This window comes from Pseudomonas nitroreducens NBRC 12694 (genome assembly GCF_002091755.1).
Lineage (GTDB): Bacteria > Pseudomonadota > Gammaproteobacteria > Pseudomonadales > Pseudomonadaceae > Pseudomonas > Pseudomonas nitroreducens.
The window spans coordinates 257,252-274,056 of record NZ_BDAI01000003.1 but is presented as its reverse complement, the minus strand read 5'-3'; the positions used below and the strand labels follow the sequence as shown (position 1 = coordinate 274,056).

Sequence of the window (16,805 nt, the reverse complement as noted above, 5' to 3'; positions counted from 1 at the left end):
AGACCCCGCACGGCGCGGCAAGTTCGGGCAAGCGCGTCATATGGGGAAACAAACACCGGGTGGGGGCCGGGTACACTGGGGAGTATGCTCAATCGCGTTCGAATTTCGAGGTTCCAACCATGCGCACCCTGCTTCTGCTAACCGCCCTCGTCGCCGGCGCCGCCCAGGCTGCCGAGCCGCTGTCCATCGACGTGCACCGCGATGCCAACTGCGGCTGCTGCAAGGACTGGATCAAGCACCTGGAAAGCAACGGCTTCACCGTCAACGACCACGTCGAGGCGGACATGAGTGCAGTGAAGACCAAACTCGGCGTCCCGCACAGCATGGGCTCGTGCCACACCGGCGTGATCGACGGCAAATTCGTCGAGGGCCACGTGCCGGCAGCCGATGTGCTGAAGCTGCGTGAGCGTGCCGACCTGATCGGCGCCGCCGTGCCGGGCATGCCGATGGGCTCGCCGGGCATGGAAATGGGCGACCGGCACGACGCTTACCAGGTGGTCGGGCTGACCAGGAGCGGTCAGCGCGAAGTGATCGCCGACTACCCGGCACACTGACGCCAGGGCTATCCCTCACCCCTGAGCGCTGGCGGAGGTGGGATGGGGCTTCCGGCGCGCGGGGCACTCTCCAGGTTCCCGCGCGGCAATGCTCCGCGAGCAGGATGGGGTGGGGGACTCCAAACAAAAAGGGCGACCATTGGGTCGCCCTTTTTCATTCACACACTCGTCATTCGGCTTTGGCCGGCAACAGCCCGTCGGCACGGAACATCGCCTTGATCCCCCGCACGGCCTGACGCAGGCGATCACGGTTCTCGATCAGGGCGAAGCGCACATGGTCATCGCCGTAGTCGCCGAAGCCGATGCCGGGCGATACGGAGACCTTGGCGTCCTTGAGCAGCTTCTTGGCGAACTCCAGCGAGCCCAGGTGCGCATAGGGCTCGGGGATCTTCGCCCAGATGTACATGGAGGCCTTGGGGTTCTCCACCATCCAACCGGCTTCGTGCAGACCTTTCACCAGCACATCGCGGCGCTTCTGGTACTGGTCGGCGATGTCGCGCACGCACTGCTGGTCGCCTTCCAGCGCAGCGATGGCCGCCACCTGCAGCGGGGTGAAGGTGCCGTAGTCGTGGTAGCTCTTGATCCGCGCCAGGGCCGAGACCAGCTCCGGGTTGCCGACCATGAAGCCGATGCGCCAGCCGGCCATGTTGTAGCTCTTGGACAGGGTGAAGAACTCCACCGCGATGTCCTTGGCGCCGGGTACCTGCATGATCGACGGCGCCTTCCAGCCATCGAAGGTGATGTCCGCGTAGGCCAGGTCATGCACCACCAGCACGTCGTAGCGCTTGGCGAGGTCCACCACGCGCTCGAAGAAGTCCAGCTCCACGCACTGCGCGGTGGGGTTGGAGGGGAAGCCGAGGATCATCATCTTCGGCTTGGGAATCGATTCGCGGATCGCCCGCTCCAGCTCGTTGAAGAAGTCGATCCCCGGCACCAGCGGCACCGAGCGCACCTGCGCGCCGGCGATCACCGCACCGTAGATGTGGATCGGATAGCTGGGGTTGGGCACAAGAATGGTGTCGCCGTGGTCCAGGGTGGCGAGCATCAGGTGCGCCAGGCCTTCCTTGGAGCCGATGGTGACGATGGCTTCGGATTCCGGGTCGATCTCGACCTCATAGCGGTCGCGGTACCAGTGCGAGATGGCGCGGCGCAGGCGCGGAATGCCACGGGAAGTGGAGTAGCCGTGGGTGTCTTCGCGCTGGGCGACCTGGCAGAGTTTCTCGACGATGTGCGGCGGCGTGGCCCCGTCCGGGTTGCCCATGGACAGGTCGATGATGTCCTCGCCACGGCGGCGGGCGGCCATCTTCAGTTCGGCGGTGATGTTGAAGACGTAGGGGGGCAGGCGATCGATGCGCGCAAAGCGACGAGCTGAACGGGGTTCAGTCATGGTGTCCTCTGATTAACGTAGGCGCCCGGAACCGTCCGAGCGACGCCGGCCACTGCGGTGGCCTGGAAAGCACGGCGCTGTGACCTGCGCTTTCTTGTCGGCGAACATATAGCTCGCTAGGCTGGCTGTCGAGTTTTTCTTTACGCCGCTCAAGAGCGGCATCTGGAGGCCCATGTCCGCGCAACAGTACTGGCAGCTCGACGTCTTCGCCGACCAACCGCTCACCGGCAACGGCCTGGCGGTGTTCCCCGACGCCCGCGGCATACCCGCCCAGACCCTGCTGGCGCTGACCCAGGAACTGCGTCAGTTCGAGTCGATATTCCTGTTCCCCTCGGCCACGCTGGACACCTATTCGGCGCGCATCTTCACCGTCGACGAGGAACTGCCGTTTGCTGGCCACCCGGTCCTGGGAGCCGCTGCTCTGCTTCACCACCTGCACCAGCGCGGAGAGGAAGAACACTGGACGCTGGAGCTGCCGGCGAAAGCCGTGAAGGTTGCCACCCGCCGCCGGGGCACAGGCTTCCACGCCGAGATGAACCAGGGCACGGCTGATTTCGGCACCGTGCTGGATGACGAGGCGCGCCGCTGGTTCGCCGAAGCCTTCTCGCTGAACGCCGCGGACCTGGCCGACTATCCGGCGGCCGTGGTCAGCACCGGCCTGCCCTACCTGCTGCTGCCAGTGCGCAGCGAAGCAATGGGCCGCGTGCGCCAGCGCACGGATCTGACGGCCGAGCTGGCAAAACTCAACGCCGCCTTCGTCTTCGTACTGGATGTGGATAATCGCGAGGGCCGCACCTGGGACGGCGCCGGGATCATCGAGGACGTTGCCACCGGCAGTGCTGCCGGCCCTGTCGCGGCCTACCTGGTGGAGCTGGGCAAGGCGCGCCGCGGCGAGTTGTTCCAGCTGTCCCAGGGCCGCTTCGTGGGCCGCCCCAGCCGTCTCGACGTGCAGGTCGGCCAGGACGACGAAGTCCGCGTCGGCGGTGATGTCCAGTTGCTTGCCCGCGCCGAACTGCTGCATCGATTCGCCTGACCACTGGATAGATCGGCAGTACAGAGAGACAAACCTGGAACATCATCCCAGGAATCGTCTGATCAATATTGAGGAATCGCCTTCCTCTAAGACTCCGATCAGGTCCGGATAATCGCGCTGACTATTTCGGAGCGCCTCGCGGCGCACCTTCCAGCAGATTTTCAGGACGCCTTTCATGTTGAATCTTTCCAATTACCGCCGCGTCGCCGTTGTTGGCGGAGGAAGCGCTGGATGGTTCGCCGCGCTCGAGCTCAGGAAACTCTTTCTCGATCAGGTCGAGGTTGTCCTGGTCGAGTCCGAGACACTGGGCATCATCGGTGCAGGCGAGGGCAGCCTGCCCAATTTCAATCGCGCACTCGATCGCTATGAGATCGACCGTGCCGAGTTCATGCGCGAGACCCGTTCGACCTACAAGCTGGGACTGACGCTGGAAGGCTGGCGTACCGGGAAAAAGGACGACATCTTCTTCCACCCTTTCTCGTTCCACAGCGATGGCGTGGACCTGAATGCCTGGATCGAGCCAAACGGCAGTTATCCACTGGCCTCCATCCTCCTCAACCAGGACCTGCAGCTTCATCACTTCCCCGATGCGTGGCGCCTCTACCGTGAAGGGGCCAGCCAGCAGCAGGCCGAAGCTTATCTGCAGGAGCAACTGAAGCTATATGCCGTGCCACCGATGGCCTTCCATTTCGACGCGCGGAAACTGGCGGAATACTTGCGTGAGGTTGCCCTCAAGCGCGGGGTGAAGAGGGTTAACGCGCGGGTAGAGTCAGTGCGCCTGAACGAGCGTCGGCATGTAACCCACCTGATTCTGGAGAATGGGGAGCTCGAGGTCGACTTCGTCATCGACGCCTCCGGCCTGCACCGCTTGATCATCGACAAGGCCCTGCACTCGCCCTGGGAGTCCTACTCCGATCACCTGCTGCTGAACCAGGCATTGCCTTTCTTCATCCCCGCACAAGGCGCGCACCCTTCGCTGGTCACCCGCGCAATCGCGATGAAGAATGGCTGGATGTGGTGCATCCCGACTCAGGACCGACTTGGCGTCGGCTATGTCTACAGCAACCAGCACACCGACAAGGAAGGCGCCCTGCGCGAAGCCCAGGCGTACTGGGGGAGGGAGATTGAGCCGGTCAACCACTTCGCCTTCTCAGCGGGCCACTTCAAGGAGGTATGGATCGGCAACGTCATGGCCGTCGGACTATCCTCCGGCTTTGTCGAGCCTCTGGAAGCCACGTCCATCGGCCAGACACTCGTCCAGCTTGCCCGGTTCAACCAAGTGGTCAGCGCCTGCGATGGCCTCATTCCGCAGCAGCTGATTGATCAATTCAACCGTGACATCACCCGCCACTGGGACGGCATTCGCGATTTCCTTTTCCTCCATTACGACACGCCACGCCAGGATACCGAGTTCTGGAAGGCGGCAAGCAGTGCGACGCCCCCTTCCACCTACGCAGAGCTCAAGCGGACGTTCGCTCTTCGTCCACCTCGCGACGTGGATCTCGAGCCCTATCGCGGCGGTACCTTCAGCCTTTTCGGACCTACCAGCTGGATGTCTGTGGCTGCGCCACTAGGCGTTCTGACCCGAAAGGCAACAGCTGCGGACCTGGTGCCACTGTCGAAGGAGCAACGATGGAACATCGGTGAGTTCCTCGCCAAGGTAGAGCCGCGCATGACCGCGGAAGCTGCCATGTCGATCTAAGGACCAGCCCCGCGATACCGGCTCCTCCAGGACTAGCATGGAGCCGCCGAGCCACTCTGCTGTGCCGTCGCAGAGTGGCAGCGCGAATTGTCTTTGCACTTCTTGCGGCGCTCTTATGAGAAATCCACGCCCCACGCTGATTCATGCCGGAACTACCGAGCCGCGCGCGCGCAGAATCCCACGCCACTCAATATCGACAGGGAAATTGCTTCCGGCAGCGCACCGGAGCACGTCTTGATCCGGCTGACAGATCGGAGCCCATGCCATGGCCAATATGCATCTCTCCCAGGCACCTTTTGTGGATAACGCGGCACCTTGCCAAACGACTGGAGACGGCATGCAACCGCTTCGGCACGCCGAACCGGAGCGTCGCACTCCCCGCCGACGAACTAGCGAAACCGGACTAGTTCTCCGTCCACTCGCAAGCAACTTCGGGCAGCACGACACGTACACACTGTCCCGAATTAATTCCTATAATTATCAAGAGCTTTTCATCACTTAAATTCCGGAAAGTCTTACACGCACTGTAAGCGCCCTGCTCTCTTCATTTCCGCGTCGAATACGGATGATTGCGGGGTACCCGGAGTGCCGCACCGCACTCCATCCAGTAGCACTCCAGGAAGCCAATGATGTTGAATTTATCCAACTGCCGCCGAGTCGCCGTAGTGGGCGGAGGAAGCGCCGGGTGGTTCGCCGCACTCGAACTAAGGAAGCTCTTTCTCCACAAAGTGGAAGTCGTCCTGGTTGAGGCAGAATCGCTGGGCATCATTGGTGCCGGCGAAGGCAGCCTGCCTAATTTCAACCGCGCGCTGGAACATTACGGGCTCGACCGTACCGAATTCATGCGCGAAACCCACTCCACGCACAAGTTGGGACTGGCCTTGGAAGGCTGGCGCAGCGGCGCTCCAGATGACATTTTCCTGCATCAGTTTTCCTACAGCCATGACGGTGTCGACCTGACGTCATGGGTCGAGCCCAACGGCAGCTACCCCCTGGCCTCGATACTGATCAACCAGGGCTACCAGCTACAGCACTACCCGGCCACCTGGAAGATGTGGCAAGAAGGAGCCAGTCAGGCCACCGCGGAGGCCTTTCTCCAGAGTCTCCCCGCCAAGACGCCCATGGCCTACCACTTCGACGCCCGCAAGCTGGCCTCCTATCTGCGAGATATCGCGATCAAGCGAGGGGTACAGCACATCAACGCAACCGTCGAAAGTGTGCGCCTTGACGAAAAAAGGCATGTCACCGCACTGGTATTGCCTGATCGCGAGATCGAAGTCGATTTCGTCATCGATGCCTCTGGTCTGCATCGACTGATCATCGGCAAGACGCTGAATGCGTCCTGGCAGTCTTATGCAGACCATTTGCTGTTGAACCGGGCGCTCCCCTTCTTTATCCCCTCACAGACGGAACACCCACCGCTGGTCACCCGCGCTATCGCCATGAAACATGGCTGGATGTGGTGTATTCCAACCCTTGAGCGCCTGGGTGTGGGTTACGTGTATTGCGACCGGTACACCGACAAGGAGGCGGCAGTAAAAGAAGTCCAGGACTACTGGGGGATGGACATCGAGCCGGCCAACGACTTCGCCTTTGAGCCCGGACACTACGACCAGGTGTGGCTGGGCAATGTCATGGCCGTCGGCCTCTCCTCCGGATTCGTCGAGCCGCTGGAGGCAACCTCCATTGGTCAGACACTGGACCAGCTCGCGCGCTTCGGCGAATTGATCTTCGCCTGCGACGGCATCATTCCGCAGCAACTGATCGACCAGTTCAATCATGAGATCGGACGCTACTGGGATGGCATTCGAGACTTCCTGTTCCTGCACTATGACACCCCGCGCAACGACACCGCGTTCTGGCGTGCGGCGAGCAATGCAGCGGCACCCAGCACATACAAAGAGCTCAAGCGAACCCTCGCCCATCGCCCGCCCCGGCTGATGGATATGGAGCAATACCAGGGTGGACCGTTCCGTATGTTCGGCGTGCCCAACTGGATGTCGGTGGCAGCTCCGCTAGGCATTTTGTCCCGAGAAGCGACGGCCTTGGATCTGCGCTCCCTGTCGCAGGAAAAGCGACAGCGCCTGGGCAGCTTCCTCGCCAAGGTAGAAAGCCGCATGAAGGCAGAGAGCGGCGCCTCCAACTAAGCCGGACGGACGCCACACTCGCCAGCACCAGAACGTTGGACGTTGCCTGTCTCGCAGGGACGTCCAACGTACTGAGCGATCGCCTGCCCGCTCACGCCACCCCAGCAATGCCTGAGATCAAGCGCAATGCCTCACTCGCCATTTCTTCTCCAGCTGCTGGTCATACTGGCCGTTTCCCGCTTGTGCGGCCTGTTGCTAGGGTTACTGAAACAACCCACCGTGATCGGTGAAATGGCCGCTGGAATAGTGCTGGGGCCGATCGTGTTCGGTGCGCTGTTCCCGGCGCAGCACGCCGAGTTGTTCGAGCCCCATTCGCTTTCGGCGCTGTCCTCCCTGTCACAACTGGGGCTGGTACTGTTCATGTTCGTCGTCGGCGCCGAACTGCGCACGCCCGATGGTGCACGTGCCCAACTCAAGTCAGCCAGCCTGGTGGGTATCCTCAGCGTCCTGGTACCAATGGTTCTCGGCTTTTTCGCGTCCGCCCTGCTCCATTCCTCCCTGGCCCCGGCCGGAGTAGGTTTCTGGCCCTTCGCGCTGTTCATGGCGGCAGCCATGTCGATTACCGCCTTCCCTGTCATGGCGCGCATCCTGAAAGAGCGCGGCATGACCCAGACACCCATGGGGCGCCTGTCGATGGCATCGGCGGCTATCGCTGACGTGCTTGCCTGGATCATGCTCGCCGCGGTCGTCGCACTGACCGGAATCGATGGCTCTACCGCCATCGTAAAGACGACACTCGGCCTGGTCGTTCTCGTGGCCGTCATCTTTATCCTGTTCAAGCCATTGTGCGCATGGCTGCTGCGGACCTACGTGAAGGACGGTTGCCCTGGATTGATGATGCTTTCGGTCCTGGCCGGCGGTGCGATAGGCTGCGCCGCTTTGACCCAGTGGCTGGGCGTCCACGCTGTGTTCGGCGCCTTCCTGTTCGGGGCCTGCCTGCCGCGGGATGATCGCCTGCTGAAAACGCTGGTCGAACGCCTGGAGTTTCCTGCGCTGGTCCTGTTGATGCCCGTGTTCTTCGCGATTGCCGGACTCAGCACCACCACCGACGCATTCACTCCGACTCATATCGGAGCCCTGATACTGGTTATCCTGGTTGCAGTCGCCGGCAAGGTACTGGGTGGCGCTGCGGGAGCTCGCGCTGGCGGACTCGCCTGGCGGGACAGCTTTGCAGTTGGCTCGTTGATGAACGCCCGTGGCCTGATGGAACTGATCGTCATGAAAGTTGGGCTCGACGCAGGCCTGATCGGCCCCGAGATGTTCACCATGTTGTTGGTGATGGCGATTCTGACCACTGCCATGACCGCCCCGTTACTCAGCCTGTTCAGTGCATCCGCCCGACTTCCCTGAACACAGAACCGACTGGAGTGCCGCAGGGCAGATCGGGCTCAGGCGAATCGCGCAGACTTGGCATCGGCCACACGACTGAGCGATATCAGTGCATCCTGAGCTCAGTCCAACGCCTCGCCTGACGATCGGGCTGGCGGCAAACGCCTCCCAAGACAACACTCAACCCACTTATTCGATGGAGATGCCGCCATGCTCTGGCGCAAAGGACGACGCAGCGACAACGTAGTGGATGCCCGCGATGAAACCGGCGGAGGCATGGGCGGTGGCGGAGGCATGCGCATCGGCGGGCGTGGACTGAGTCTGGGCGGCGTGGCTATCGTCGTGGTGATCGGCCTGCTCTCCGGACAGGACCCGATGACCATCCTCGGCTCGCTGCTCGGTCAGATGGATGTTTCCCAGCAACAGGCACCGGGCCGCCCAGTGCAGGGCAAGCCGGCCACCGGCGCCGACCCGCAGGTGGAATTCGTCCAGTCGATCCTCGGCGATACCGAAGACACCTGGGGCGAGATCTTTGCCCGCAGCAACCAGCAGTACGAGCAACCCAAGCTGATCCTGTTCAACGGCGGGGTGAACTCGGCCTGCGGCTTCGCTTCCTCGGCGGTCGGCCCCTTCTACTGTCCCGGCGACCACCGGGTTTACCTCGACCTCGGATTCTTCCGCGAGATGGAGCAGAAGTTCTCCGCCGCCGGCGACTTCGCCCAGGCCTACGTGATCGCCCACGAAGTCGGGCACCACGTGCAGAACCTGCTGGGTATCTCCGCCAAGATCAACGCCGCACGCCAACGCGGCGCGCGCATGGAGGGAGCCAACGGCCTCTCGGTGCGCCAGGAGTTGCAGGCCGACTGCTTTGCCGGCGTCTGGGCCAACCATGCCCAGCAGCGCCTGAACTGGCTGGAGCCGGGCGACGTGGAAGAAGCGCTGAATGCTGCCAATGCCATCGGCGACGACCACCTGCAACGCCAGGCACGCGGCACAGTGATGCCCGACTCCTTCACCCACGGTTCCTCCGCGCAGCGTGTTCGCTGGTTCAAGCTCGGCTTCGAAAGCGGCTCGCCGGGCAAGTGCGATACCTTCAAGGCGCAGACGCTGTAAGGCACCGAGACGTATCGGCTTGGAGTCTGCGCCTAGAAACTGCGGCTTAACGCGCTCACGAACAGCACTGGATCCACAGGTTTAGGCAGGAAGTCCAGCACGTTCAGGGGCGGCTCCAAGCGCGATTCACCGAGCGGCATCGGCGCGGACAGGACGATGATGGGCAGAAAGCTGCCGCTCCGGTTCAGTTCGCGAATGAACGCAAGTCCGGGGCCATCGGGCTCCAGGCCCAGGCCGCTGACCAGCAGGTCGAGGGCCGACTCATCGCGGAGAATGCGGCGCAATGCCTCCGCTGCACTGCTGGCCGTCACGCAGCGCATTCCGGCGCCCTCCACCAGCCGGCGAAGCCGGGCCAGCGCGGCGCGATCATTGTCCACCACCAGGATCACCGGCTTGCGCGGTGCCACGGAGGCGATATCGCGCAGCGCTTCAAGTTCGTCATCATCGAGGGAATGGCGGTTGATCATGGCGCGATACGACCAGTAGAGGCACGGTGCCATTATCTTAGATGGCAACACGTCTTTATTCCTGCCGGACCAAGGTTGGGGCGATGTATGGGCAAGCCGGGCGGACAAAAAAAGGGCCGCAACGCGTGCGGCCCTGGAAATACGCCGGTCATGCCGGCGTCGTGGGATTTCAGCCGGCCTTCGCCAAGCCTGCCTGGCCCAGGCGCTCGGCGATCTCGCCGAGGATGGCTGGATCATCGATGGTCGAAGGCGGCACGTAGCTTTCGCCGTCGGCGATCTTGCGCAGTACGGCGCGGAGGATCTTGCCCGAGCGGGTCTTCGGCAGCCGCTTCACCACCACCGCACGCTGGAAGCAGGCCAGTGCGCCGAGGCGCTCGCGCACCAGCGCCACCAGCTCACGCTGCAGGTGGCCCTCGGTGACCTGTACGCCGTCCTTGAGCACCACCAGTCCCACCGGTACATGGCCCTTGAGGTCGTCCTGCACGGCGATCACCGCGCACTCGGCGACAGCATCGTGCAGCGCCAGCAACTCCTCCATCTCACCGGTGGACAGGCGGTGACCGGAGACGTTAATCACGTCGTCGGTGCGCCCCATGATGTAGACGAAGCCTTCCTCGTCCACGTAGCCACCGTCGCCGGTGTGGTAGTAGCCGGGATAGGTCTTCAGGTAGGCCTGCAGGTAGCGCGGATGATCGTTCCAAAGCGTCTGCGCACAACCGGGGGGCAACGGCAGGGCGATGACGATGGAGCCCTGTTCGTTCGGTCCCAGCAGTCGGCCTTCGTCGTCCACGACCTTCACGTCGTAGCCGGGCACCGCGCGGTTGGTGGAGCCGGCGCGCAGGTCGTGGTCGCCATGGCCCGTGCAAGGCGCCGTCACCGGCCAGCCGGTCTCGGTCTGCCACCAGTGGTCGTGCACCGGTTTGCCGGTCAGCTCCTCGAGCCAGTGCTGGGTGGTGCTGTCGAGCTTCTCGCCGGCCAGGAACAGGTGCCGCAGCGAGCTCAGGTCATGGCGCTTGAGCAGCTCGCCCTGCGGGTCTTCCTTGCGGATCGCGCGGATCGCCGTGGGCGCGCAGAACAGGCTGTTGACCTTGTGCTCCTCGATCACCCGCCAGTAGCTGCCGGCGTCCGGCGTGCGTACCGGTTTGCCCTCGTAGAACACCGTGGTGCAGCCGTTCATCAAGGGGCCGTAGACGATCAGCGAGTGGCCGACCACCCAGCCGACGTCGGAAACGCCCCACCAGACATCCCCCGGCTGCAGACCGAAGATGGTCGGCAGCGCATAGCTCAGCGCCACGGCGTGGCCGCCGTTGTCACGCACGATGCCCTTGGGTTTTCCCGTGGTGCCGGAGGTGTACATGATGTACAGCGGGTCGCCGCTGGCCACTTCCACCGGGTCAGCCGGCTGCGCGTGGACCAGTGTCTCGCGCCAGTCCAGGTCTCGGCCGGCGCGCAGCTCGGCCATCGCCTGCGGACGCTGCAGCACCAGCACGTGCGCCGGTTGATGGGTGGCCAGTTCCAGGGCCTTGTCCACCAGCGGCTTGTATTCGATGACCCGCTCGAACTCCAGCCCGCAGGAGGCGGTGAGCACCAGCTTGGGCCTCGCGTCATCGATACGCAGCGCCAGTTCGTGCGGCGCGAAGCCACCGAATACCACCGAATGCACGGCGCCCAGCCGGGCGCAGGCCAGCATCGCCATGGCCGCCTGGGGCACCATCGGCATGTAGATGATCACCCCGTCGCCTTTCTCCACGCCGAGCGCGCGCAAGGCGCCGGCCAGGCGTGCGACCTCATCGCGCAACTCCAGGTAGCTGAAGCGCTGCTGGGTCTGGGTCACAGGGGAGTCGTAGATCAGCGCGGCCTGGTGGCCGCGGCCCAGTTCGATCTGCCGATCGAGGGCGAGGTAGCAGGTGTTCAGGCGGCCATCGGCGAACCAACGGTGGCTGCCGTCGGGCAGGGCTTGCAGGGTATCCTGCGGCGCGCGGTACCAGGCCACGCGGCCGGCCTGCTCGGCCCAGAAGGCGGAGGGATCCGCGATGGAACGGTCATGGGACTGCCGGTAACTCATCGTCACTGCCTCTTATTGTTGTTATCGAGGTCGAACAACGAGTATGGACGGGGATCGCGGCCCCACCATCAACCTTTGGTCGTAGTTCCGTCGTCGCCCTGGTAGCAGATCCGGCGCCATTGCTTTTCAGGATTTTTCAGCGAAGCGGCACGTCGGCGGCCGAGGCTGTCTACCACGGGGCTGAAGGAAGAATCGGGCACGGCGCCACCGCATGTCGGCGACCACAGGTCGCACCTGCTACCGCCATATGACAGGACTACACTGAGGGTCCCTTTTCACCTGACTGCACAGGGGTGAGCACCATGAACATCCTCGTCCGTCCGTCCAGCCTCCGCAAAGACCAGCCGTGGGAAGTCTGCCTCGACCAGCAGGCGGTACGCTTCCGCAGCGAGCTCGAGGCGCGAAGTTTCGTCGCTACCCTCGAGGCGCGCCTGAAGGCGCCGCACCAGTTGCCCGAGTTGGTGCAACGCGCCAGTTGATCAGGCGGCGCGCTCGCTGATCTGCCCGCTCAGCCAGCCCAGCACCGCAGCCACCAGGCTGCAGGTGGTGATGACGACCGCCATGGGCAGCGCGGTGCCGTCGTGCAGCGCACCGACCAGCGCCGAGGCGCCGGCCGCTACGGTGAACTGCAGGCTGCCCATCAGCGCCGAGGCGCTGCCCGCGTGGCGGCCCTGGCTGGCCATGGCGCAGGCCGAGGAGTTGGGCATCAGGAAGCCCAGGCTGGCAATGGCGCCGAAGAGAGGAATCAGCAACGGCCACAGGTGCTCGGGCCGGAACAGGGTGATCACCAGCAGTGCGGCCCCGCAACCGAAGTACACCCACACCGCCCGGCGCAGCCAGAATCCCGGCCCGCGATAGCGCAGCAGCCGTGCGTTGACCTGTGCCATCAGGATGAAGCCGGCAGCATTGCTGCCGAAGATCCAGCCATAGTGCTCGGCCGGCACGCCGTAGAGTTGGATGAAGATGAAAGGCGACCCGGCGATGTAGGAGAACATCCCGGCGATGGCCACCCCGCCGGTGAGTGCGTAGGTAATGAAGGAACGGTCGCGGAACAGCGCCCGATACTGCCCCAGCGCGCCCCGCAACGGAGCGCGCGGCCCGGCCGGAATCGTCTCCGGCAGCCACAGCGCGATGGCCCCACCAGCGAGGGCGCTGAACAGCGTGAGCGTCAGGAAGATCGATTGCCAGCCGGACAGGCTGAGCAGCAATCCGCCTCCCAATGGCGCCAGGATCGGCGCCAGCCCCATCACCAGCATCAGTTGCGAGAAGGCCTTGGCGGCGGCGACCGGGTCGCACAGGTCACGCACCACCGCCCGCGAGATCACCATCCCCGCGCAGCCGCCCAGTGCCTGGACGAAGCGCGCGCCGATCAGCCATTCCAGATTCGGCGCGACGGCGCAGGCAACGGACGCCAGGGTAAAGATGCTCACCCCCAACAGCAGCGGGATGCGCCGGCCGACGCGGTCGGCCAGCGGGCCGTAGAGCAATTGGCCGATGGCGAGGCCGGCGAAGTAGGCGGACAGGCTCAACTGCACATGCTCGACGTCGGTACCGAAAGCCTGCGCCAGCGTGGGGAAACTGGGCAGGTAGAAGTCGATGGCCATGGGCCCGAAGGCGCTCAGGGCGCCGAGGATCAGCAGGATGCGGAGGTTCATGGATCACCTGATCACGCCGGGTCGCCGAATGGCGCTGCGCAGCGCGGGCAGTTCGGTGTGGATAACGGGTTGGCGCGCACGGATGGCGCAGCGAAGCCATGCATTGTGGCGAGCGCCGGAAAATTAGCAAGCTCCCTAAGCAACTCCCGGAACAAAGGGAGGGACAGGCCCGGCTGGCGCAGCCGGACCTGTCGGCACCTCAGGCCTCGTGCGCCCCCTCTGCGGCGGGCTTGGCCTTGTTCTTGCGGCCGCTGAGTTTGTCGGCAGCCGACTCCACCAGCATGTAGAACATCGGGATGAGGAAGGTGGCCAGCAGGGTCGCGGCCAGCATTCCGCCGATCACCCCGGTACCGATGGAGTGGCGGCTGGCCGAACCGGCCCCGGTGCTGATGGCCAGCGGCACGCAACCGAGGATGAACGCCAGCGAGGTCATGACGATCGGGCGGAAGCGCAGCTTGGCCGCCTCCAGTGCCGCTTCCATCGGGCCCATGCCCTGCTCTTCGCGGCACAGCACGGCGAACTCGATGATCAGGATGGCGTTCTTCGCCGCCAGGCCGATCAGGGTTACCAGGCCGACCTGGAAGTACACGTCGTTGTCCAGACCACGGATCCAAATCGCCAGGATCGCCCCGAATACCGCGAAGGGCACCGCGGTGACCACTGCCAGCGGCAGGGTCCAGCGCTCGTACTGCGCAGCCAGGATGAGGAACACCAGGATCAGGCCGAAGATGAACGCGGTACTGCCCGAGCCCTGGGTCGCCAGCTCCTGGTAGGCCGAGCCGATCCACGCCAGCGAGTAGTCCTCGCCCAGCACCTGGTCCGCCACCTCCTGCATCGCCGCCAGCGCCTGGCCCGAGCTGTAGCCCGGCGCCGGGCCGCCAAGCAGCTTGGCCGCCGGGAACACGTTGAAGCGCGCGTAGGAATCAGGACCAAGGACGCGCTTGACCGAGACCAGCGTCGACAGCGGCACCAGATCGCCGGTGGAGGCACGCACGAAGACCTGGCTCAGGTCCTCCGGCTTACGGCGGAACTCCGGCTCCGACTCCAGGGTGACCTGCCAGGTCCGCCCGTAGAGGGTGAAGTCGTTGACGTAATAGCTGCCGAAGGTGGACTGCATGGCGGTGAACACGTCGTTGATCGCCACGCCCAGCGAACGCGCCTTGGTGCGGTCCAGATCGATGTAGTACTGCGGCACGTTGGCGTTGAAGGTGGTATTGACCCCCGCCAGCTCCGGGCGCTTTGCCGCGGCGGCGAGGAACTTCATGGTCACCTCCTCGAGCTGCTCGGAGGTGCCGCCGCTGCGGTCCTGGATGTAGGCCTCGAAGCCGCCGGTGGTGCTCATGCCGGTGATGGGCGGCGGGTTGAACGACATGACGACGCCGTCTTCCTGCGAAGCACCCATCTTCATGAATTCATGGGTCAGGTTGCGCGCGTCGGTTTCCGGCGTGGTGCGCTCCTTCCAGTCCTTGAGCGGAACGAAAGAGACCCCGGCGTTGCTGCGGGTGCCGAAGGTTAGGATGTCGAAACCAGCGAAGGTCACCACGTCCTGCACCGCAGGATTCTTCATCAGTTGCTGGGTCACGTCGCCGGTGAGCTTCTCGGTGCGGCTCAGCGAGGCGGCCGGCGGCAGGAAGTAGGCGTTGATCACGTAGCCCTGGTCTTCATCGGGGACGAGCGAGCCAGGTACGCGGCCGAAAAGGACCACCAGCAACGCCACCATTCCGGCGAACAGTACCAGGCCGAGGATGGCGCGCTTGAGGAAGAACTGCACGCCCGCACCGTAACCGTTGGTGGCCCGCTCGAACACCCGGTTGAACCAGCGGAACGGCGCGGCAGGCTCCTTGTGCTCCGGCTTGAGGATCAGCGCGCAGAGCGCGGGCGACAGCGTCAGAGCGACGATGCCGGAAATCACCACGGAAACCGCGATGGTGATCGCGAACTGCTGGTACATCTGTCCGGCCAGACCGCCGAGGAAGCCGACAGGAATGAATACCGCACAGAGCACCAGCACGATGGCGACGATCGGTCCGGTCACTTCCTCCATCGCCTTGATCGCCGCCTCCTTAGGTCCGAGCTTCTCGGTGCGCATGACCCGCTCGACGTTCTCCAGCACCACGATGGCATCGTCCACCACGATGCCGATGGCCAGCACCATGCCGAACAACGACAGCAGGTTGATGGAGAAGCCCAGCAGGTACATGCCGGCGAAGGTGCCGATCAGGGACACGGGAATCGCCAGCACCGGGATCAGTGTGGCGCGGAAGCTCTGCAGGAACACGTAGACGACGATCATCACGAGGATCAGCGCTTCGATGAAGGTGTGGATCACTTCCTCGATGGAGACCTTCACGAAGGTAGTGGTGTCGTAGGGAATCTTGAAGGTGATGCCCTCGGGAAAGCGCTTGGCCAGCGCCGCCATGTGATCACGCACGGCCTGGGCGGTGTCCAGCGCGTTGGCGCCCGGTTGCAGGTAGATGCCGAAGGCAGCGTTCTGCTGACCATTGAGCGAGGTCACCAGGGAGTAGTCCTGCGCCCCCAACTCCACCCTCGCCACGTCCTTGAGCAACAGGCTGGCGCCAGTCTGGTCGCTGCGCAGGATGACGTTCTCGAACTCCTTGGGATCGGTGAAACGACCCTGGGCCGTGGCCATGTAGGTGAAGTCCTGCGGCTCCTTCATCGGCTGCTGGCCGAAGCTGCCGGCGGCGAACTGCGAGTTCTGCTCGCGGATCGCATTCACCACATCCGTGGGCGTCATATTGTACTGCGCCAGCTTGTCCGGCCGCAGCCAGATGCGCATGGAGTAGTCCTTGGAGCCGAACTGGCTGACGTCGCCGACGCCGGGGATCCGCTTGAGGTCGTCGATGACGTTGATCAGCGCGTAGTTGCTGATGAAGATCGGGTCGCGGGAGTTGTCCGGCGAATACAGGGTCACCACCTGCAGGATGTCGGAGGACTTCTTCTCCACCTGCACGCCCTGCCGGCGCACTTCCTCGGGCAGCTTGGCCAGCGCGGCCTGCACCTTGTTGTTGACGTCGATGGTCGCCTGGTCGGGATCGGTGCCGACCTCGAAGTACACGGTCAGACTCATGGCACCGCTGCTGTCGGAGTTCGACAGCTGGTAGATCATGCCTTCGACGCCGTTGATTTCCTGCTCCAGCGGCGCGGCCACGGTTTCGGCGATTACCTGGGAGCTGGCGCCGGGATAGGCCGCGGTCACCGAGACCTGCGGTGGCACGATTTCCGGGTACTGGGCGATGGGCAATGCGCGCATGGCGACAAGGCCGGCGAGCAGGATCACGATGGAAATCACCATCGCGAACACGGGACGTTCAATGAAGAAGCGCGAGATCACG

At 63.9% G+C, this 16,805-nt stretch carries 11 protein-coding genes and 1 pseudogene; 7 read left to right on the top strand and 5 right to left on the bottom strand.

Going from position 1 to position 16,805, the window contains the following annotated elements:
* Positions 1-102 precede the first annotated feature (102 nt).
* A pseudogene (locus PNI01S_RS10400) lies at positions 103-554 on the top strand (DUF411 domain-containing protein).
* Positions 555-723: 169 nt separating this feature from the next.
* Here PNI01S_RS10400 and alaC read toward each other — a convergent pair.
* Entirely contained in the window at positions 724-1,941 is a 1,218-nt protein-coding gene (gene alaC, locus PNI01S_RS10395; protein WP_065084200.1) for an alanine transaminase, read from the bottom strand.
* Between the two features lie 172 nt (positions 1,942-2,113).
* On the opposite strand from alaC, the gene PNI01S_RS10390 reads away from it, so the two are divergent.
* The 5 genes from PNI01S_RS10390 (at position 2,114) to ypfJ (ending at position 9,265) form a co-directional block, all read left to right on the top strand.
* On the top strand, positions 2,114-2,974 hold the full coding sequence (locus PNI01S_RS10390) for a PhzF family phenazine biosynthesis protein (RefSeq protein WP_065084199.1): 861 nt from the start codon (positions 2,114-2,116) through the stop codon (positions 2,972-2,974).
* 175 nt (positions 2,975-3,149) lie between these two features.
* Entirely contained in the window at positions 3,150-4,676 is a 1,527-nt protein-coding gene (locus PNI01S_RS10385) for a tryptophan halogenase family protein (RefSeq protein ID WP_084358155.1), read from the top strand.
* 629 nt (positions 4,677-5,305) lie between these two features.
* Positions 5,306-6,823: a tryptophan halogenase family protein gene (locus tag PNI01S_RS10380; protein ID WP_159457344.1), complete on the top strand. Its 1,518-nt coding sequence runs from the start codon at positions 5,306-5,308 to the stop codon at positions 6,821-6,823.
* Between the two features lie 126 nt (positions 6,824-6,949).
* A complete protein-coding gene (locus PNI01S_RS10375; protein WP_038803699.1) occupies positions 6,950-8,173 on the top strand; it encodes a cation:proton antiporter domain-containing protein in 1,224 nt (407 codons plus the stop codon).
* Positions 8,174-8,362: 189 nt separating this feature from the next.
* Positions 8,363-9,265 carry a KPN_02809 family neutral zinc metallopeptidase gene (gene ypfJ, locus PNI01S_RS10370; protein ID WP_084358151.1) on the top strand — a complete coding sequence of 301 codons (903 nt, stop codon included), beginning with the start codon at positions 8,363-8,365 and terminating at the stop codon, positions 9,263-9,265.
* Between the two features lie 32 nt (positions 9,266-9,297).
* On the opposite strand, the gene PNI01S_RS10365 is transcribed toward ypfJ, so the two are convergent.
* Entirely contained in the window at positions 9,298-9,732 is a 435-nt protein-coding gene (locus tag PNI01S_RS10365) for a response regulator (protein ID WP_037006697.1), read from the bottom strand.
* A gap of 169 nt (positions 9,733-9,901) precedes the next feature.
* Positions 9,902-11,797, bottom strand: coding sequence for a propionyl-CoA synthetase (locus PNI01S_RS10360; RefSeq protein WP_084358149.1), 1,896 nt, complete (start codon positions 11,795-11,797; stop codon positions 9,902-9,904).
* Between the two features lie 302 nt (positions 11,798-12,099).
* Between PNI01S_RS10360 and PNI01S_RS28510 the strand changes: the two genes are divergently transcribed.
* A complete protein-coding gene (locus PNI01S_RS28510; RefSeq protein WP_089285816.1) occupies positions 12,100-12,276 on the top strand; it encodes a hypothetical protein in 177 nt (58 codons plus the stop codon).
* Here PNI01S_RS28510 and PNI01S_RS10355 read toward each other — a convergent pair whose 3' ends face one another.
* Entirely contained in the window at positions 12,277-13,452 is a 1,176-nt protein-coding gene (locus tag PNI01S_RS10355; RefSeq protein WP_084358147.1) for a multidrug effflux MFS transporter, read from the bottom strand.
* Between the two features lie 199 nt (positions 13,453-13,651).
* Positions 13,652-16,804, bottom strand: coding sequence for an efflux RND transporter permease subunit (locus tag PNI01S_RS10350; RefSeq protein ID WP_038803698.1), 3,153 nt, complete (start codon positions 16,802-16,804; stop codon positions 13,652-13,654).
* Position 16,805 lies beyond the last annotated feature (1 nt).